The organism is Micromonospora sp. R311 (assembly GCF_056780015.1).
In genome coordinates this window covers 1-17,057 of sequence record NZ_JBSWCE010000023.1, presented here as the reverse complement: position 1 = coordinate 17,057, position 17,057 = coordinate 1, and the positions used below count along the sequence as shown (strand labels likewise).

18 protein-coding genes and 1 pseudogene are annotated in these 17,057 nt (G+C 74.8%); 6 read left to right on the top strand and 13 right to left on the bottom strand.

Features of this window, described 5'->3' with window-relative positions; translation table 11 throughout:
- Positions 1–19 precede the first annotated feature (19 nt).
- The 10 genes from AC1WTP_RS20055 to AC1WTP_RS20010 are packed head-to-tail and all read right to left on the bottom strand — an operon-like array spanning position 20 to position 10,524.
- Positions 20–802, bottom strand: a complete 783-nt coding sequence (locus AC1WTP_RS20055) for a hypothetical protein (RefSeq protein WP_481650789.1) — start codon at positions 800–802, stop codon at positions 20–22.
- Positions 799–2,043, bottom strand: coding sequence for an MCE family protein (locus tag AC1WTP_RS20050; protein WP_481650788.1), 1,245 nt, complete (start codon positions 2,041–2,043; stop codon positions 799–801). The genes AC1WTP_RS20055 and AC1WTP_RS20050 overlap by 4 nt, the downstream gene beginning before the upstream one ends.
- The gene (locus tag AC1WTP_RS20045) at positions 2,040–3,446 is read right to left on the bottom strand and encodes an MCE family protein (RefSeq protein ID WP_481650787.1); all 1,407 of its coding nucleotides are present in this window, start codon (positions 3,444–3,446) and stop codon (positions 2,040–2,042) included. The genes AC1WTP_RS20050 and AC1WTP_RS20045 overlap by 4 nt, the downstream gene beginning before the upstream one ends.
- On the bottom strand, positions 3,443–4,687 hold the full coding sequence (locus AC1WTP_RS20040; RefSeq protein ID WP_481650786.1) for an MCE family protein: 1,245 nt from the start codon (positions 4,685–4,687) through the stop codon (positions 3,443–3,445). The genes AC1WTP_RS20045 and AC1WTP_RS20040 overlap by 4 nt, the downstream gene beginning before the upstream one ends.
- The gene (locus AC1WTP_RS20035) at positions 4,687–5,667 is read right to left on the bottom strand and encodes an MCE family protein (RefSeq protein WP_481650785.1); all 981 of its coding nucleotides are present in this window, start codon (positions 5,665–5,667) and stop codon (positions 4,687–4,689) included. Before AC1WTP_RS20035 ends, AC1WTP_RS20040 begins: the two co-directional genes overlap by 1 nt.
- Positions 5,664–6,695, bottom strand: a complete 1,032-nt coding sequence (locus AC1WTP_RS20030; RefSeq protein ID WP_481650784.1) for an MCE family protein — start codon at positions 6,693–6,695, stop codon at positions 5,664–5,666. The genes AC1WTP_RS20035 and AC1WTP_RS20030 overlap by 4 nt, the downstream gene beginning before the upstream one ends.
- The gene (locus AC1WTP_RS20025) at positions 6,692–7,972 is read right to left on the bottom strand and encodes an MCE family protein (RefSeq protein WP_481650783.1); all 1,281 of its coding nucleotides are present in this window, start codon (positions 7,970–7,972) and stop codon (positions 6,692–6,694) included. Before AC1WTP_RS20025 ends, AC1WTP_RS20030 begins: the two co-directional genes overlap by 4 nt.
- Positions 7,973–7,974: 2 nt before the next feature.
- Entirely contained in the window at positions 7,975–8,778 is an 804-nt protein-coding gene (locus tag AC1WTP_RS20020; RefSeq protein ID WP_481650782.1) for an MlaE family ABC transporter permease, read from the bottom strand.
- Position 8,779: 1 nt separating this feature from the next.
- The gene (locus AC1WTP_RS20015; protein ID WP_481650781.1) at positions 8,780–9,550 is read right to left on the bottom strand and encodes an MlaE family ABC transporter permease; all 771 of its coding nucleotides are present in this window, start codon (positions 9,548–9,550) and stop codon (positions 8,780–8,782) included.
- Positions 9,547–10,524 carry an ABC transporter ATP-binding protein gene (locus AC1WTP_RS20010; RefSeq protein WP_481650780.1) on the bottom strand — a complete coding sequence of 326 codons (978 nt, stop codon included), beginning with the start codon at positions 10,522–10,524 and terminating at the stop codon, positions 9,547–9,549. The genes AC1WTP_RS20015 and AC1WTP_RS20010 overlap by 4 nt, the downstream gene beginning before the upstream one ends.
- 179 nt (positions 10,525–10,703) lie before the next feature.
- Between AC1WTP_RS20010 and shbA the strand changes: the two genes are divergently transcribed.
- From shbA to AC1WTP_RS19990, 4 genes are all read left to right on the top strand, one after another.
- Positions 10,704–11,285: an RNA polymerase sigma factor ShbA gene (shbA, locus tag AC1WTP_RS20005; RefSeq protein WP_481650779.1), complete on the top strand. Its 582-nt coding sequence runs from the start codon at positions 10,704–10,706 to the stop codon at positions 11,283–11,285.
- The gene (locus AC1WTP_RS20000) at positions 11,282–12,076 is read left to right on the top strand and encodes an anti-sigma-D factor RsdA (RefSeq protein WP_481650778.1); all 795 of its coding nucleotides are present in this window, start codon (positions 11,282–11,284) and stop codon (positions 12,074–12,076) included. The genes shbA and AC1WTP_RS20000 overlap by 4 nt, the downstream gene beginning before the upstream one ends.
- A 117-nt stretch (positions 12,077–12,193) precedes the next feature.
- Positions 12,194–13,345: a hypothetical protein gene (locus AC1WTP_RS19995; RefSeq protein WP_481650777.1), complete on the top strand. Its 1,152-nt coding sequence runs from the start codon at positions 12,194–12,196 to the stop codon at positions 13,343–13,345.
- Between the two features lie 343 nt (positions 13,346–13,688).
- Positions 13,689–14,273 (top strand): hypothetical protein, encoded by a 585-nt coding sequence (locus tag AC1WTP_RS19990; RefSeq protein WP_481650776.1) that lies wholly within the window; start codon positions 13,689–13,691, stop codon positions 14,271–14,273.
- A 42-nt stretch (positions 14,274–14,315) separates the two neighbouring features.
- Here the strand turns inward: AC1WTP_RS19990 and AC1WTP_RS19985 are convergent, their stop codons facing one another.
- Both AC1WTP_RS19985 and AC1WTP_RS19980 read right to left on the bottom strand, forming a co-directional pair.
- Positions 14,316–14,891 carry a YdeI/OmpD-associated family protein gene (locus AC1WTP_RS19985; RefSeq protein WP_481650775.1) on the bottom strand — a complete coding sequence of 192 codons (576 nt, stop codon included), beginning with the start codon at positions 14,889–14,891 and terminating at the stop codon, positions 14,316–14,318.
- On the bottom strand, positions 14,891–15,301 hold the full coding sequence (locus tag AC1WTP_RS19980) for a VOC family protein (RefSeq protein WP_481650774.1): 411 nt from the start codon (positions 15,299–15,301) through the stop codon (positions 14,891–14,893). Before AC1WTP_RS19980 ends, AC1WTP_RS19985 begins: the two co-directional genes overlap by 1 nt.
- 61 nt (positions 15,302–15,362) lie before the next feature.
- On the opposite strand from AC1WTP_RS19980, the gene AC1WTP_RS19975 reads away from it, so the two are divergent.
- A complete protein-coding gene (locus AC1WTP_RS19975) occupies positions 15,363–16,316 on the top strand; it encodes a helix-turn-helix transcriptional regulator (protein WP_481650773.1) in 954 nt (317 codons plus the stop codon).
- A gap of 79 nt (positions 16,317–16,395) precedes the next feature.
- Positions 16,396–16,800: a DUF2267 domain-containing protein gene (locus AC1WTP_RS19970; protein ID WP_481650772.1), complete on the top strand. Its 405-nt coding sequence runs from the start codon at positions 16,396–16,398 to the stop codon at positions 16,798–16,800.
- A gap of 53 nt (positions 16,801–16,853) precedes the next feature.
- Here the strand turns inward: AC1WTP_RS19970 and AC1WTP_RS19965 are convergent.
- Positions 16,854–17,057 (bottom strand): annotated as a pseudogene (locus AC1WTP_RS19965) (ABC transporter permease); the annotation flags it as partial.

Here is a 17,057-nt window from a genome sequence, read left to right as displayed (position 1 = left end):
CGTCGGGGCGGCGTCGGGGTCATCCGACGAACTGCAGGCGGGCCACGAGCCACTCGCCGGAGTCCCGGTCGCGGACCATGTCCACCTGGATCCGGTAGTGCGACGGCCGGCCCTCGGGCGCCTTGGCGTTCTTCACGGTGGCGTCGACGGCCACGATGACCACGGCCCGGTTCCGGTCACCGGAGACCAGGCCGGCCCGCAGCACGGCGCCCCGCGAGTCGACCTTGTTCTCCACCACCGCGGCGCGGACCTGCGCCTGGCCCCGGGTGAACTCGTCCTTGAACTCGCCGGTCGCCCCGGCGACGATCCGTTGCAGGTCCCGGTCGACGCTGGCCGCGCTGACCGAGACGAAGTTGACGCTGGCCTGCCGGGCCGCGGCCAGCGCCGCCTGGCGGGCCTCCTCGACGGCGTGCGCGGTGTACCAGCGGTGCCCGTAGAAGCTGGCCGCGGCCAGGGTGGCGGCGAGCAGCACCACGAGCAGGCCGACGAGCGTACGACGGCGGGCCTGGGCGGCACGTTCGGCGCCGGCCGGGCGGGGACGGTCGTCGGCGGCCGGCGGGTCGTCGGCGCGCGCCGGGTCGTCCAGCGCGGTCAGGTCGTCGGCGTCGTCCGGGTCGGTCACGGGCTCCTGGTCCAGCCGCTCCAGCACCGCCTCGATCGGCGATTCCGCGCGGGACACGGGACGGCTGACCAGCCGGCGCTGGGCGGGCCGGCCGGGGACGCCGGCCTTGGCTCCCTTGATCACTTTCAGTGTGCGGTCCCTGCGGGTCTGCACGGGCACCTCCTCCGGTCTGCCGGTCACGGGGTCACCCCGGCGAGCAGCAACTGCTTCCACGACTGGTCTCCGGCCGTCCGGTACTGGCCGCCGGTGGCACCGAACTGCAACGGCCGCCCGTCGGAGCCGAGCACCAGGCCGGTCGCCGGGTCGTAACCCGGCCCGGAGGCGCCGGCGGGCGGGGGGCTTGCGGCGGGGGCCGGATCGGCGCCGCCGGGGCGCGGCGCGTTCGGGGCGCCCCGGACACCGGCACCGGCCGCCCGGTCCTGCGCGGTGCACTGCCGGCTGCCGCCCCGGTACACGCAGGACGGCGGGTTGTTGAGGTTGAGCACCAGGCCGAGGTGGGCGGTGCCGTCGCCCGGGGTGACGGTGAAACCCCCGGCGACGGCGATCGGATACACCACGAGCAGGTGCTCGATGCCGGGCAGCCGCCGCGCGGCGATGCCGTTGACGGTCACCAGGTTGCCCAGCAGGGTGCCGATGGTCGGCTCGAGCCCGCGCAGCAGCGCGACCGCCTCGGTCGCGGCGGGCGGCCCGGCGGCGAGGAGGCGCCGCAGGTCGGGGTCCGCGGCCCGGACGCTGGCGGCCAGCTCGGCCAGGCCCCGCGCCCACCGGCGCAACGCCTCCGCCGACTCGGCCTGGGTGGTCAGCACGGTGCGGCCGTCGTGGATCAGGGCGAGCGTCTCGGGCAGCGCCGCGGTGGCGTCGGTGAGCAGCGCGTCCCCGGCGTCGAGGATCCGGGCGAGCGCTTCCTCGTTGCCGTGGAACGCGGTGCCGAGTTCGGTGATCAGCACGGCCAGGTCCTCGGGGCCGACCGACCGGACCAGCGCGTCCAGGTTGGTCAGCAGCACCTCGGGGGCGAGCGGAACCCCGGTGCGGTCGGCCGGGATCACCGACCCGTCGCGCAGGTAGGGGCCGTCGTCGCGGTCCGGTCGCAGGTCGAGGTACTGCTCGCCGACGGCGGAGCGCTGCGCCACCACCGCCCGCAGCTCGGTGGGCACCCGGACGTCCCGGTCGATCCGCAGGTCGGCGCGGACCCCGTCGCCGCGCAGGGTGACCGCGGTGACCCGGCCGACGGGCACTCCCCGGTAGGTGACCGGGGCGTTGGGGAAGAGTCCACCGGCGCGGGCGAGGTCGACGTGCACCACGTAGCCGCCGCCGAACAGCCGGTCGCCGAGGCCGACGTAGCGGACCCCGACGTAGCCGACGCCGAGCAGGCTCACCAGCACGAACGCGATGACCTGGAGTTTCACGGTACGCGTGATCATGGCAGCAGCCCGCCTCCGAGGATGTCGGTCAGGTCGCCGACGGCGCCGGTGATCGCGCCGGTCACCGGCAGAATGCAGTCGGCGGAGAGGATCGTGCCGGCCGGCAGTTCGGTGCCTTCGGGGAAGGCGGTGCCGGGCGGCACGATCCCCTTGGGCAGGAGCAGCCCGCCGACGGGCACGGCCGAGCCGGGCTTGAGCAGCACGCAGCCCTTCGGCAGCAGGCACTCCTTCGGCGGCGTCCAGGTCGCCGGGAAGTTCTTCAGATCCGGCAGGCAGTCCAGCAGCGGCAGCTTCGGCCCGGACCCGGCACCCGGGCGGGGTCCGGGGCGCGACCCACCCGCCGCGGGCGGTCCGGCCGCGCCGGGGGCAGGCCTACCGGCGGCCGGCCGGGCCGGCGCGGGAGCCGCGGCCACCAGGTTGGCCAGGATCGCGGCGGCGTCCAGGTCGGCGGTGACGGAGAGGTTGACGAAGTCCCCCACGATCGCGCCGGTCACGTTCGGCGGGAACGGGTACGACAGCATGAAGTCCAGCGACTTCGGCAGGTCGTCCCCGGCGCGGACCAGCTGCTCCAGGATCGGTTTCAACGCCCGCAGGCTGGCCAGGGTGTCGTCCCGGCTGCGGTTGACCACCCGGGTGCCGACCCGGCCGAGTTCGCCGAGCGCGGTCAGCGCGCTGGTCAGCTGGGCGCGCTGGCGGGCCAGCACGGTCACGCCGGGGGCGAGCGAGTCGACGGCCTCGCCGACGACCTGCCGCTGCCGGGCGAGCCGGCCGGTCAACCGGTCCAGCGCCTCGACCGCCCGGACGATGTCCGCCTTCTGCCGTTCCAGCCCGCCGACGAACTCGTCGAGCTGGCGCAACGTGTCCCGGACGGCGGGCTCCCGGCCGTCGAGCGCCCGGCCGAGCTCCTGGTTGATGGTGCGCAGCTGGGCCAGGCCGCCGCCGTTGAGCAGCAGCCCCAGGGCGGCGAGCACCTCCTCCACCTCGGCGCCGCGGGTGGTGCGGACCAGCGGGATGACGTCGCCGTCGGCGAGCCGGCCGCGCTGCGGTTCGGTGGTCGGGGCGGCCACCGTGACGTACTTCTCGCCCAGCAGGCTGCTCTGCCGGACGGCCGCGGTGGCGTTGGCGGGCAGCTGGACCTCGCGGTCGATCCGCAGGGTCACCCGGGCGGTCCAGCCGGCGAGGGAGATCTTCTCGACGCTGCCCACGGTGACGTCGTCGACCTTGACGGCGGCCTGCGGCACCAGGTCGAGCACGTCGCGGAACTCGGCGGTGACCCGGTATCCGGGGCCGGCCGGGGCGCCGCCGGGCAGCGGCAGGTCGGTCAGCTCCGGCAGGCCGCAGCCGGCGGGCAGCAGCGCCACGACGAGGGCCGCGGCGAGGGTGCGTCGCATCCGGGCGGTCATGCCGGGCCCCGCAGGATGCCACCGAGGGTGCGGTCCAGGGGCCCGCCGGGGCCGCCCGGCGCCAGGTCGAGGGCCGGCCCACCGGGCTGGGTGGACGGGGGTTCACCCGGGGGGACCGGGCCGGCCGTCGCGGCGCCGGGCGGCAGCTTGAGCAGCTTGCGCAGCTGGTCGGTCATGGGCAGGCCGCGCGCGTGCAGGGTCTGGGCGAGCGCGTGGCAGGTGGCCGGGACCTGTTTCGCGGGCAGCTGGTCGACCAGGAGCGAGCAGGCGAAGCCGGCCGGGTCGTACGGGCCGGTGGCGTTGTCGCGGGTGTCCAGGGTGCCCGACCGGGGGTTGTAGGCCAGTGCGAGGTTGTTCAGCGCCAGCGGCGCGACGTCGAGGATCTCGATGACCGCCTCCTGCTGGCGGACCAGCACGCCGGTGATGTCGGCGAGCGCGGCGACGTCGGCGGTGAGCAGCTGCCGGTTCTGTTTCACGAAGGTGGTGACCTTCTCCAGCGCGACGGCGAGGTTGCGCAGCGCGGCGGAGAGTTCGTCGCGCTCGCCGGCGAGCTGCTCGGCCACGTCGGCCAGCTGCCGCTGGAAGGCGCGGACCTGCTGGTCGCTCTCGGCGAGGGCGGTGGTGAACCGTTGCAGGTTGCCGACCGAGCCGAACAGGTCCTGCCGCCCGTCGGACAGGGTGGACAGCGCCCGGGACAGCCCGTCGAGGGTGTCGCGCAGGTGCTCGCCGTTGCCCTCCAGGTTGGCCCGGCCGGTGGCGACGAGGTCCGACAGGGCGCCGTCGGCGTTGGCCCCGTCCGGGCCGAGGGCGCGGTTGAAGTCGTCCAGCGCCCGGTAGATGTCGTCGATCTCCATCGGGGCCGCGGTGCGGTCCACCGGGATGGCGGCATCGTCGGGGAGCGTGGCGCCGCCGGCGTACGCGGGGGTGAGCTGGACGTACCGGTCGCTGACCACGCTGGGCGGGACGATCACCGCCTGCGCGTCGGCCGGCACGTCGACGCCCGGGTCGTAGCGCATGGCCACCTCGACGGTGCGGCCCCGCGGGGTCACCGCGACCACCTCGCCGACGCGGACGCCGAGGACCCGGACGTCGGAGCCGGGGTGCACGCCGACGGCGCGGGTGAAGTGGGCGGTCACCCGCCGCTGGGGCGGCTCGTGCCGGGCGACCACCACGGCGGCGGCGACGGCGGTGAGCAGGACGGTGGCGGCGGCGACCGGCCGGCGCCAGCGCCGGGCGGCCATCAGCGGCCGCCCGTGGGCACGTACGGCTGCACCAGCCCGTGCACGTAGGAGTCGAACCAGCGGCCGTTGCCGACCACGTTCGCGAACGCGGTGACGAACGGCGCCATCTTCGCGATGCTCTGCTCCAGGTTGTCGCGGTTGCGTTGCAGCACGGCGATGACCTCCCGCAGCTGCCGCAGGGCGGGGTTGAGCTTGGCCCGGTTGTCGTCGACCAGTCCGGACAGCTGGGTGGCGAGATCGTTGGTGCCGACAAGCAGCTTGTGGATGGCGTCGCGGCGGCGGCTCACCTCGGCCAGCAGCGCCTCGCCGTCGGTCACCAGCTTGCGGAACTCCTCGTCCCGGGTGGCGAGCACCCCGGTGACCTCCCGGGCCCGGGTCAGCAGCGAGCGCAGTTCCGCGTCGCGGTCGGCGACGGTACGGGAGAGCCGGGACAGCCCGCCGAGCGCGGAGTCGACGCTGGCGGGGGTGTCGGCGAAGGTCTCCGACAGGGTGGCGAACGCGGCGGCGAGCTGGTCGGTGTCCACCTTGTCGAGGGTGTCGGCGAGCCCGGTGACCGCCTGGACCACGTCGAACGGGGCGGCGGTGCGGTCGAGCGGGATCTGTGCGCCCTCGGGCAGCCGCCCGGCTCCGGCCGGCGCCAGGGCCAGGTACTTCTGGCCGAGCACGGTCTTGATCCGGATGGTCGCGCCGGTCCGGTCGCCGAGGCGTACGCCGTCGTCGTCGAGGCGGAACCGGACCCGCACGTACGACCGGCCGTCGCGGGCGAGCTCGACGGCGGTGACCTTGCCGACGCGCACCCCGGCGACCCGCACCTCGTTGCCGACGGCGAGGCCGCTGGCGTCGGTGAAGGCCGCCTGGTAGGCCCGACCGGTGAACGCGGCGAGCCGGTCGAGCTGGAAGGCGCCGAGCAGCGCGGCGACGATCACGGTCAACCCGACCACGCCGGTGACGACGGGGTTGCGTTCACGGAACGGTTTCATCGGCTGCCTCCGGTGGCGCACCGGGCGGCCGGCGCGCTGAACGTGACGGGGTTGAGGGTCTGGCCGGCGGTCGACACCCGGCCGTCGAAGTCGCAGAGGTAGAAGTTGAACCAGGAGCCGTACGAGGCGACCCGGGTCAGCGAGTCGTAGCGCTCCGGCAGCCGGCCGAGCGTGCTGTCGATGACGGCGGAGTTGCGGTTGAGCGTGCCGGCGAGCTGGTCCAGCGCGCGGATGTCCGCGGCGAGCGGCGGCCGGGCCTGACCCACCAGGGACGAGGTGGCCTCGGTGAGGTCGCCGAGGTTGACCAGCGCCTCGCCGATGGCGGTCCGGTCGGCGGCCAACCCGGAGACGAACTCCTGCAGTTGGGTGATCGTCCGGTCGAGGTCGCGGTCCCGGGTGGCCAGGGTGGTCAGGACGCTGTTCAGGTTGGTCACCACGCGCCCGATGACCGCGTCCCGGTCGGCGAGGGTGTTGGTCAGCGAGGCGGTGCGTCGTAGCAGGCTGGCGACGGTGCCGCCCTCGCCCTGGAGCACCTGGATGATCTCGTAGGCGAGCTTGTTGACGTCCTCCGGGCGCAGCGCGGTGAACAGCGGCCGGAAGCCGTTGAACAGCACGGTCAGGTCCAGCGCCGGGGTGGTCTGCGCGATCGGGATGAGCCCGTCCGGCCGCAGCGGCCGCCCCTCCCCCGGTCCTTCGGTCAGCGCGACGTAGCGCTGACCGACCAGGTTGCGGTAGCGGATCGCGGCCCGGACGCTGGTGGCGACCGGCACGTCGGCGGTGACGGTGAAGGTCACCTCGGCGACGGTGTCGTCGACCACCCGGATGTCCTCGACCCGGCCGACCCGGACGCCGGCGATGCGGACGTCGTCGCCCGGCAGCAGCCCGGTGACGTCGGTGAACCGCGCGCGGTAGCTGACGCCGCCGGCCGGGAAGGCGCCCAGGGTCTGGGCGAGCAGCCCGGTCAGCAGCAGCGTCACCGCGGCGAAGATGAGCAGCTTGACCAGCGGGGAGACGGTCCGGGCGGTCATCGGGCGTTCACCACCGCTCCGCGCAGCAGCGGCCCCCAGAGCAGCACCGCGATGTCGGGCACCTCCGCCGGCAGGGTGCCGGTGAGGGCGCCGACCAGCGGCTTCACCAGGGCCCGTTCCTGTGTGGTGGCGGCCTGACCCATGGCCGGGGTGGTGCCGGCGGCCGGGGTGGGCAGGCCGACCGGCAGGGTGACCCGGGGCCGGCCGCCGGCGTAGTCGTAGCCGTCGTCGACCGGCTTCTCCGGCGCCGGTCGGGCCGGTCGGGGCAGGCCGTGGCAGTGCGGCCCGTCGTCCGCGCCGTAGACCGGCTCGTCGCGCCCGCGTTCGTACCGGCCGCCGTCGCGGGTGACCTCCAGGGTGATCCGCATCCGCCCGCCCGCGAACACCTCCTCGACCCGGGGTTGCAGGGCCACCAGGCCGCTCATCAGGCACGGGTACTCGGGGGCGTAGGCGGCGAGCAGTTCGAGCACCGGCCGGCTCACCGCGCCGAGCCGGATGAGCTGGTCGTCGTGCCGGTCGAGGAAGCCGCGGGCGACGTCGGCGGCGTCCGTGGTGTCGGCGAGGAACGCCGCCAGCTGGGTCCGCTGGTCGGTGACGGTCCGGGCGGTGACGCTGACGTCGCGCAGCAGCGCGAGCAGGTCCGGCAGCGCCGCGTCGTAGCTGTCCAGCACCACGGCCAGGGCGCGCACGTCTGCGGCGATCGCCGGCATCGCCGGGTTGAGCTGCCGGAGGTACGCGTCGAGCCGGGCCAGGTTGGCGCCGAGTTGGTCGCCGCGGCCCTCCAGCGCGGTGGCCAGCGCGCCCAGCGTGGTGGCCAGCTGGTCGGGTCGGATCGCCTGTAGCAGCGGCAGCGCCTCGTCGAGCACCCGCTCCAGTTCCACCGCGGTGCGGCTGCGGTCCTGGCTGATCACCGCGCCGTCGCGGATCGGCCCGGCGGTGCTGGCCGCCGGCGGGACGAGTTCGACGTAGCGTTCGCCGAAGAGCGTCTTGGGCAGCAGGCGCGCGGTCACGTCGGCCGGGATGCGGGCGGCGCTCGCCGGGTCGAGGGCCAGCCGCAGGATCGCGCCGTCGCCGGTGCTGCGTACCGAGCGGACGTCGCCGACGAGGACGCCGCGTACCTTGACGTCCGCGCCGTCGCCGAGTTGCAGGCCGGCGCGGTCGGCCTGCAGGGTGACCCAGGCGACCGGGGTGAAGGCCTTCTGGTACTGCAGGACGGCGGCGGTCAGCGCCGCGGTCAGCACGGCGACGAAGACGATGCCGAGGATGCGATGCCTCATGGTCACCCCGCGATCCGGACGGTGGTCGTGGCGCCCCAGATGGCCAGCGACAGGAAGAAGTCGACGATGTTGACGGCGACGATGGCCAGCCGGACGGCGCGGCCGACCGCGACGCCGACGCCGGCCGGACCGCCGCTGGCGGTGTAGCCGTACCAGCAGTGCACCAGCATCACGATCACGCTGAAGACCAGCACCTTGCCGAACGACCACAGCACGTCCACCGGCGGCAGGAACAGGTGGAAGTAGTAGTCGTAGGTGCCGGCCGACAGCCCGAAGTAGAAGACGGCGATGGCGCGGGTGGCCAGGTAGCTGGAGAGCAGCCCGACCACGTACAGCGGGATCACCGCGATGAACCCGGCGATCATGCGGGTGGTGACCAGGAACGGCAGCGACGGCACGCCCATCACCTCCAGGGCGTCGACCTCCTCGGAGATCCGCATGGCGCCCAGCTGGGCGGTGAACCCGCATCCCACGGTGGCCGACAGCGCCAGCGCCGCCACCAGCGGGGAGATCTCCCGGGTGTTGAAGTACGCGGAGATGAACCCGGTGAAGGCGCTGCTGCCGATCTGGTTGAGCGCCTGGTAGCCCTGCAGGCCGACCTCGGTGCCGGTGAAGAAGGTCAGGAAGCAGATGACGCCGACGGTGCCGCCGAGCACCGCCAGCGCCCCGGAGCCGAAGCTGACCTCGGCGAGCAGCCGCACCACCTCGCGCTTGTAGCGGCGCACGGTGCGCGGCGCCCAACCGAAGGCCCGCAGGTAGAAGGCGAGCTGTCCGCCCAGGTCGTCGAGCTGTCGCAGCACCGGCACGTCAGCTTCCCTTCTGCGGTACGACCTGGAAGTACACGGCCGTGACGAGGAAGTTCAGCGCAAACAGCAGCATGAAGGTGATGACCACGCTCTGGTTGACCGCGTCACCGACGCCCTTCGGGCCGCCCCGGGCGTGCATCCCCTGGTAGGACGCGACCAGGGCCGCGGTGGCGCCGAACAGCAGTGCCTTGACCTCGCCCACCAGCAGGTCGGGCAGCTGCCCGAGGGCCTGGAAGCTGGCCAGGTACGCGCCGGGGGTGCCGCCCTGCATGACCACGTTGAACAGGTAGCCCCCGGTGACGCCGACGACGCTGACCAGCCCGTTGAGCAGGACGGCGACCAGCATCGAGGCGAGCACCCGGGGCACCACGAGGCGGTGGATCGGGTCGATGCCCAGTACCTGCATCGCGTCGAGTTCCTCGCGGATCTTGCGGGAGCCCAGGTCGGCGCAGATGGCCGAACCGCCGGCCCCGGCGATGATCAGCGCGGTGACGATCGGCCCGGCCTCGCGGACCACGGCGAGCACCGACGCGGCGCCGGTGAACGACTGGGCGCCGAGCTGCCGGACCAGCGAGCCGAGTTGCAGGGCGATGACCGCGCCGAACGGGATCGAGACGAGGGCGGCCGGCAGGATCGACACCGAGCTGATGAACCAGGCCTGCTGGACGAACTCGCGCACCTGCACCGGCCGGCGGGGCAGCGCCCGCAGCGTGTCGAGGCAGAAGGCGAAGAAGTGGCCGGACCGGCGGACCGCGGCCAGCGGGGCGGTCATCCGCGCACCTCCCCGGGGGCGACCAGGTCGGCCGCCGGCTGGTCCGCGAAGGACCCGGGCGGTGGGGTGACGCCGTGCTCGCGGCACCACTGTCCGGGCGGGCGTTCGGCCCGCCGGGGCCGGCCGTCGGAGGGCTGCAACTGGGTCGGGATGGGCGGCAGCGGCGGCAGCTCCACGCCGGCCCGCGCCTCGGCCTCCAGTTCCTCGGCGTCCTTCTCCTCGGCCATCCCGATCGGCCCGATCCGCTGGGCGTTGAGGAACTGCCGGACCACGGGTTCGGTGCTGGACAGCAGCATCTCCCGGGGGCCGAACATGGCCAGGTGCCCGTGGTAGATCAGGCCGATGTTGTCCGGCACCGTCCGGGCGGTGTTGATGTCGTGGGTGACGATCAGGAACGTCGCCTCGGTGCGCTGGTTCAGGTCGATGATCAGCTGGTTGAGGTACGCGGTGCGCACCGGGTCGAGCCCGGAGTCCGGCTCGTCGAAGAGGATGATCTCCGGGTCCAGGACGAGCGCGCGGGCCAGGCCGGCGCGTTTGCGCATCCCGCCGGAGATCTCCCCGGGCAGCTTCCGTTCGGCGCCGGTCAGGCCGACCATGTCCAGCTTCTCGGCGACCACCGCGCGGATCTGCGCCTCGCTCTTGCGGGTGTGCTCGCGCAGCGGGAAGGCGACGTTGTCGTAGATGGTCATCGAGCCGAACAGGGCGCCGTCCTGGAACAGCACGCCGAACAGCTTGCGGACCTCGTACAGCGCCCGTTCGGAGAGCCGGGGCAGGTTGTGTCCGGAGATCCAGATGTCGCCGCGGTCCGGGCGGAGCAGCCCCACCAGGGTCTTGAGGAACACCGACTTGCCGGTGCCCGACGGGCCCAGCAGCACCGAGATCTCGCCGGCCGGCAGCGTCAGGCTGACGTCGGACCAGACCGGCTGCCCGCCGAAGGACTTGGTCAGTCCCTGCACGGCCACCTCGACTCCCACTCGGTCCCCTCCCCCTTGGTGCTGTTACTTCGGACATCGCTGCGGCCCGGCCGGGCGCAACAGATCTCTCACGATTTCTTTGCGGTACGGGAGAGCTACTCGCGGTGAGCTAGGCAAATGCCGGCCGGCTCGCTACCGTGCCCGTTAACCGGCCGGTAACGAAGGTGTCCCGCGACGCGATGACCACAACGATCGATCCCGAGCTCGTCCGGCGGGCCGCCCAGGGCGATTCGAGGGCCATGGCGGCCCTGCTCACCGACGTGCGCCCCGGGCTGGTGCGCTACTGCCGGGCCCGGCTGGGGCGCATCGGCGGCGCGTACACCACGGCCGACGACATCGCGCAGGAGATCTGCCTGGCCGTGCTGCGGGCGCTGCCCCGCTACCGCGACCAGGGCGTGCCGTTCTCCGCGTTCGTCTACGCCGTCGCCGGGCACAAGGTGGCCGACGCGCAGCGGTTGGCGGCCCGGGCCGCCGCGGTCACCACGGCCGCCGACACCCCGATGGACACGCCGGACGCCGAGCCCGGCCCGGAGCAGCAGGCCGTGGCCACCGACCTCGCCCGCCGCCTGTCGGCGTTGTTGGGCCGCCTGCCGGACGCGCAGCGGGAGATCGTCGTCCTCCGGGTGGCGGTCGGCCTCACCGCCGAGGAGGTCGGGGCCATCGTGGGCATGTCCGCGGCCGCGGTCCGGGTGGCCCAGTCCCGCGCCCTGGCCCGCCTCCGTACCCTGGCAGGCGACACACTCGACGAGGTGGCGGCATGACCGAGCACAGGCCCGACGGGGCCGAGGAACTGGACCTGGCGACCATCGCCCGGGACGACCAGTTCCTCGACGCGCTCGGCCGGGGCGAGCCGGCGCCGGCCGGCGACGACCTCGCCGCGATGCTCGCCGCCTGGCGCGCCGACCTCGACGACGACGGCGAGCCGGTCCTCCGGCCCGCCGTCGAGCTCCCACCGGCGCCGCCGGCACCCCGGCCGGCGGCGGTCGGGCGACGCGTCCTGCGCCTCGCGGCCGCCGTGATCGTCCTCGTGGCCATCGCGACCGGGCTCGGTGTCGGCAGCCGGAACGCCGGGCCGAGCAGCCCGCTCTGGTCGTTGACGAAGGTGCTCTACCCGGAACAGGCGCAGGTGCGCTCCGTCGAGGATGTCATCGACCGCGCTCGGGCCGCGCTCTCCGCCGGTCAGCCGACGGAGGCCGCGCGGCTGATCGAGCAGGCGCGCGACGACCTCACCGCCGTCGACGACCCGGCGGTGGTCACCCGGCTGCGGGCGGAACTCGACGCGCTGCACCGCGACCTGCTGGCCGCGCTGCCGCCGCCGGCCGCGCCCGCCACGGCCCTACCGACGCCGAGGGCTCCGGCCGGTGACGGGTCCGCCGCGCCGCCCCGTCCCACTCCCACCGGCACGCCGCCACGGCCGTCCCCACCGGCCGCCGACCAGCCCACCCTGCCGCGGATCCTCCCGTCGTTGCCGCCCCTCCTGCCCACGGGGGGCCTGCCGACGCTGCTGCCGTCCCTGCCCGGGCTGCCGCTGCCCACCGCCCCGCTGGGCTGAGCACGAATCATCCGCCTTCGGCGGCTGTCGATTTCCCGTGTGTCGGAACGTGTCCGAACGCTCACGGTTCGGCACAATCGGAGCTGCCCGGAAGAGGACTCCTCGGAGGTGCCCGTGGTGCGGCGTCGCGGCCGGCTCGCTCGGACGGTGCTGCGTGGGCTGCTGCTGGTCGGTGGCGCCCTCGGCGCGTGGGGCGGCTACGACTCGCTCTCCGCCGACGCCGCGCACGCCGCCGCGGCCGCCCGCCCCTGCCTGCTCGGCGAGCTGCTGGACGGTGTGGGCGAGCTCCTCGGCGCCCCCGTCTCCTGCTCCCCGCCCACCGACGACGCGAGCGACGCTGCCGACGCCGGGGCGGCGCCCCGGCCCGGCACGCCGCGGCCACCGGCGCGTACCGGGCCGGACGTCCCGGCGGCCACGGGCGAGCGGCCGGCGAAGCCCGCCGCACCGGTACGCCGCGGGACGGGCACCCCCGCCCGGGACGCGGCACCGGCGGTGGAGCCGGCCGCCGAGCCGGCCACGCCGGTGACCCGTCGAGGCGGGGACGCCGCGCGGCCGGTCGAACGGAAGCCGCCGACGGCAGGTCCACTCGAACCGGTCGGCACCGCCGTCCGCCCGCTCACCCGGCCGGTCGCGGCATCCCTGGCTCCGGTGCTCGGTCCGGCGAAGCCGGTCGTGGCGGCGCTGGGCCCGGTGCTCGACCTGGCCGAGCCGGTCGTGGCGACGCTGACCCCGGTGCTCGACCTGGCCGACCCGGTGGTGGCGACGCTGACCCCGGTGCTCGACCTGGCCGAGCCGGTGGTGGCGGCGCTGACCCCGGTGCTCGACGTCGTGCAGCCGATCGTCGGCGGGCCCGCCGCTCCCCCGATTCCGCCCGAGGGCGCCGGCGGCGTCCGTTCACCGGCGTCCGCACGCGTGTCGACCACCACCGCGGCGGCCACGAACGCCCACGCCGCCCCCGCTCCGCCCGTCACCCGGGACGCCTGGTCGTCCGCGCCGACGTGGCGGCCGGCCGGCGGCGGTGAGGCGGCGGACGGCGCCGCCGGAGCGGGCCACCGGCCCCCGGCCGGCGACCCGGGCCGCACCCACCACGGGACGCCCGTCGGATGCGGCAGTTCGGCCGGCAACGGCGTCGCCGGCGGCTGGACCGGCACCGCGGACGGCGCGCTGCCCGGGGCCTGGCACCCGGACCTGACGGCACCGGGCGGCCACCCGCCCCGCTGCGACGGGTTCACCGGCCGCTCCGGCCGACCGGACACCAGGCCCGCCTGACCTGACGCCCCAGCGCACCGGACAGCCACGACGACCGCTGCGTCGGGGCGATCCACGCCCCCACCGGCGCCCGCCCCGCATCGTGATCGTCGTTGTCCCGCCGCACTTCGTCGGCCACGGCGTCGGCACCGCCCGGTTGGCGGCCTGAATCCGGGCCGGCGGGCACCGACCCGAGCCGATCCGACCGAACCCGGCCGGCGCCCAGCTGCCGGGCCCGGTCCCGGGAACGTCACCACCCCGAATGCCAGCGACTCCGGCCGGCGCTCCGGTCCCCGCCACCAGCGGGAACCGGACCCACCGGACCCGCATGCTCAGCCCCGCACACCTGTTGGAAGGAGAGCTTGTGAAGAAGACCCTGCCGGTCGGACGCGCCCGCTGGTGCGACGTCGCCGACATCGTCGAGCTCGTCGTGGGGGCGCTCGCCACGAGCGCCACCGGCGCCTGGCTCGTGCCCGACACCCATCGTCGCCGTATCGTGCTCAGCGCCGTCACCCGGATCTGGACCGAGCACGCGCTGCTCTTCGGCGAGGCGTACCTCGCCAGCGACCGCTCCGCCGCCGCCGTCTGGTTCCACCGCTACGGCCCGATCCCGCCGCCGCCCGGCTACGGCGAGCGCCTCGCCGTCGCCTGCGGCGACTACCTCGAGCGGTTCCTCCGCCTCGACGAGGTGCTGGCCGCCCGCCGGCCCGCCGGTCCCCACAACCACCTGGCGTTCTTCGCGGTCGCACCGCGGCCACCCCGCGCCAACCACGCCCGCGCGCTGCTCGCCACCAGCCACGCCTGGATGGACTCCAACTCGCTGCCGGCGTACACCGAGGCGACGACCCTCGCCGACCGGGACCTCTACACCCGGCACGGCTACGTCGCCCACGGGTCCTTTCCGCTCCCCGACGGCACCACCGCCTACCCGATGTGGCGCCGGCCGTGACGCCCGGCGGGATCCGCCGCCCCGCCGGTACGTCACCGCCGATCACCGCGGCGGTGCGCCCACCGCTGCCAACGTCGCCAGCGCGCGCCGTAGCGCCCCGGCCCGTGCCACCGGAGTGCGCGCCTTGAGCAGCGGCAGGAACACCGCGTACCGGTCGCTGCGGCCGAGGGCCTGGTAGGCCGCGCCGGCCCGGTCGTTCGCCGCGAGCGCCGCGGCCAGGTCGTCGGGCACGGCCGCGGTGCGTTGCGGGGCGTACGCCGTCGCCCAGCGGCCGTCGGCCTTCGCCGCCGCGACCTGGGCCCGGCCGGCGGGGCGCATCCGGCCGGCCGCCTCGAGCGCGGCGACGCGCTCGACGTTGACCCGGGACCACGGGCTGCCCGGCCGGCGGGGCGAGTAGCGCTGCAGGTAGTGCGTGGCGTCCAGGCGGCGACGGTGGCTGTCGATCCACCCGTGGCAGATGGCCACGTCCCCGGCCTCGGTCGCGGTCATCGTGGCCGCGCCGCCGCCCTTGCGCGCGATGGCCAGCCAGACCGCGGGCCGCGTCGCGCCGTACGCGGTGAGCCAGCGGTCCCACTCGTCGACGTCGGCACAGCGGATGATCTCGATGTCGTCCACCATCAGGCCTTCCCGGCGACGATCTCGACGTAGTGCGGGTTGTACATGACGCCGAGCAGGTTGCCGAACGGGTCGACCACGGTGGCGGTGACGAAGCCCGAGCCGCGGTCCTGCGGCGGCTCGTGCTCGGTGGCGCCCATGGCGAGCAGCCGCGCGAGCATGGCGTGCACGTCGTCGACGTGCCAGTACAGGACGACGCCGCCCGGACCGGCGGCCGCGCCCGACGGCCGGTAGCGGCTGTCGACGAGGCCGAGCTCGTCCTGGTGGTCGCCGAGCCGCCATTCCGCGTAGCCGTCGCGCAGGAAGTACGGCTCGAAGCCGATCAGTTCGGTGTACCAGGCTCTGGCCGCCGGCCAGTCCCTGGCCCAGTAGCTGACGTTGGCCATGCCCCGCAGTCTCGGTGTGTCGGTCATGACCCCACGCTAGGAGGGGTTGCGGAACATCTGGTTCCTCAACCTGACGGAGAATCGGGGAATGTTGGAAACCTCGGCGCGGCTGCTGCGCCTGCTCTCCCTGCTGCAACAGCGGCGGGACTGGCCCGGCGCGGAGCTGGCGCAACGACTGCGGGTCACCACCCGCACGGTGCGCAACGACGTCGACCGGCTGCGGCAGCTCGGCTACCACGTGCGGTCGACCACCGGGCCGGCGGGCGGCTACCGGCTCGGCGCCGGCACCGCGCTGCCGCCGCTGCTGCTCGACGACGACGAAGCCGTCGCGGTCGCGGTGGGACTCCGCGCCGCCGCGGCCGGCACGGTCACCGGCATCGAGGACGCGTCGCTGCGCGCACTGACCAAACTGGAACGGACGCTGCCGGGGCGGCTGCGCCCGCGGGTCGACGCGCTGCGCGGGGCGACGGTGTCGGCGGCCGGCGGCGGGCCGACGGTCGACGCCGACACGCTCACCGCGATCGCGGCGGCCGCGCACAGCCACGAACGGCTCCGGTTCACCTACGCCGGCCACGACGGGCAGGCCAGCGAGCGCGACGTCGAGCCGCACACCCTCGTCTACACCGGCCGCCGCTGGTACCTGCTGGCCTGGGACACCGACCGCCGGGACTGGCGCACCTTCCGCGCGGACCGGGTGCGTCCGCTGCCGCCGACCGGGCCACGCTTCGTGCCGCGTGAGCCGCCCGGCGGCGACGCCGCGGCGCACGTGCTGCGCGGCGTCCGGTCCGCGGTCTGGACCTACCAGGCGCGGATCCGCCTGCACGCACCCGCCGCGGTGGTGGCCGAACGCAGCACCACCACGTCGGGTCAGATCATCCCGCTCGACGACGCCACCTGCGAACTGGTCACCGGCACCGACTCGCTGACCGACCTGGCCACCTACCTGGCCAAGTTCGACGTGCCGTTCACCGTGCTGGAGCCGCCCGAGCTGCGAACGGTGCTGCGCGAACTGGCCGCCCGGTACCTGGCCGCCGCCGGCTGAGACGCGCCCCCGGGCCCGCCCGTTTGCCGCGCCGGCGAGCGGGTAGACGCCGCTGTCCACGCAGAGAGAGGCCCGGCAGGTGGAGAACAGCGAGTTCATCGACTCGGTGGCGCGACGCTTGCGCACCTCACCGGAGCAGGCGACCGCCATCACGCGCGCCACGCTCACGACCCTGGCCGAACGGATCGACGGGGGCGAGGCGCGGGATCTGTCCGCCCGGCTCCCGGAGGGGCTGCGCGCGTACGCCTTCGCGCCGCGGGACAAGGCCCAGCGGTTCGGACTGGACGTGTTCGTCCAGCAGGTCAGTGGCCGGGCCGAGGTGGACGGGGACCTCGCCAGGGCCGGCATGCGCGCGGTCTTCGACACCCTCCGGGAGGCCATCCCGCCCGGCGAGTACGACGACGTCATCACCCACCTGCCGGCCGAGTTCTGGGACGTCACCGACTCGGCGGGGCGGTACGACGGGGAGACCCGCCGCGGCTGACCCGTCGCGTTCCGGGCGCACAGGACCGCTGCAACCGCCAGTCGTCCCTCGGCTCAGCGGAGCTTGGGGTCGAGGGCCTCGCGGACCGCCTCACCGAGCATCACGAAGCTCAGCACGGCGGTGACAAGGAACGCGGCGGGGAAGAAGAGCAGATACGGCGAGACGCGGATGTACTGCTGCGCCTCGCTGATCATGATGCCCCAGGACACCACCGGGGTCTTCAGGCCGACGCCCAGGAAGGACAGCGTGGCCTCGGC

Excerpts from the sequence above, each read along its gene's own strand:
- AC1WTP_RS20050 (WP_481650788.1), bottom strand. The coding sequence starts at position 2,043 with ATGATCACGCGTACCGTGAAACTCCAGGTCATCGCGTTCGTGCTGGTG.
- AC1WTP_RS20045 (WP_481650787.1), bottom strand. The coding sequence starts at position 3,446 with ATGACCGCCCGGATGCGACGCACCCTCGCCGCGGCCCTCGTCGTGGCG.
- AC1WTP_RS20040 (WP_481650786.1), bottom strand. The coding sequence starts at position 4,687 with ATGGCCGCCCGGCGCTGGCGCCGGCCGGTCGCCGCCGCCACCGTCCTG.
- AC1WTP_RS20035 (WP_481650785.1), bottom strand. The coding sequence starts at position 5,667 with ATGAAACCGTTCCGTGAACGCAACCCCGTCGTCACCGGCGTGGTCGGG.
- AC1WTP_RS20030 (WP_481650784.1), bottom strand. The coding sequence starts at position 6,695 with ATGACCGCCCGGACCGTCTCCCCGCTGGTCAAGCTGCTCATCTTCGCC.
- AC1WTP_RS20025 (WP_481650783.1), bottom strand. The coding sequence starts at position 7,972 with ATGAGGCATCGCATCCTCGGCATCGTCTTCGTCGCCGTGCTGACCGCG.
- AC1WTP_RS20015 (WP_481650781.1), bottom strand. The coding sequence starts at position 9,550 with ATGACCGCCCCGCTGGCCGCGGTCCGCCGGTCCGGCCACTTCTTCGCC.
- shbA (WP_481650779.1), top strand. The coding sequence starts at position 10,704 with ATGACCACAACGATCGATCCCGAGCTCGTCCGGCGGGCCGCCCAGGGC.
- AC1WTP_RS20000 (WP_481650778.1), top strand. The coding sequence starts at position 11,282 with ATGACCGAGCACAGGCCCGACGGGGCCGAGGAACTGGACCTGGCGACC.
- AC1WTP_RS19985 (WP_481650775.1), bottom strand. The coding sequence starts at position 14,891 with ATGGTGGACGACATCGAGATCATCCGCTGTGCCGACGTCGACGAGTGG.
- AC1WTP_RS19980 (WP_481650774.1), bottom strand. The coding sequence starts at position 15,301 with ATGACCGACACACCGAGACTGCGGGGCATGGCCAACGTCAGCTACTGG.
- AC1WTP_RS19975 (WP_481650773.1), top strand. The coding sequence starts at position 15,363 with ATGTTGGAAACCTCGGCGCGGCTGCTGCGCCTGCTCTCCCTGCTGCAA.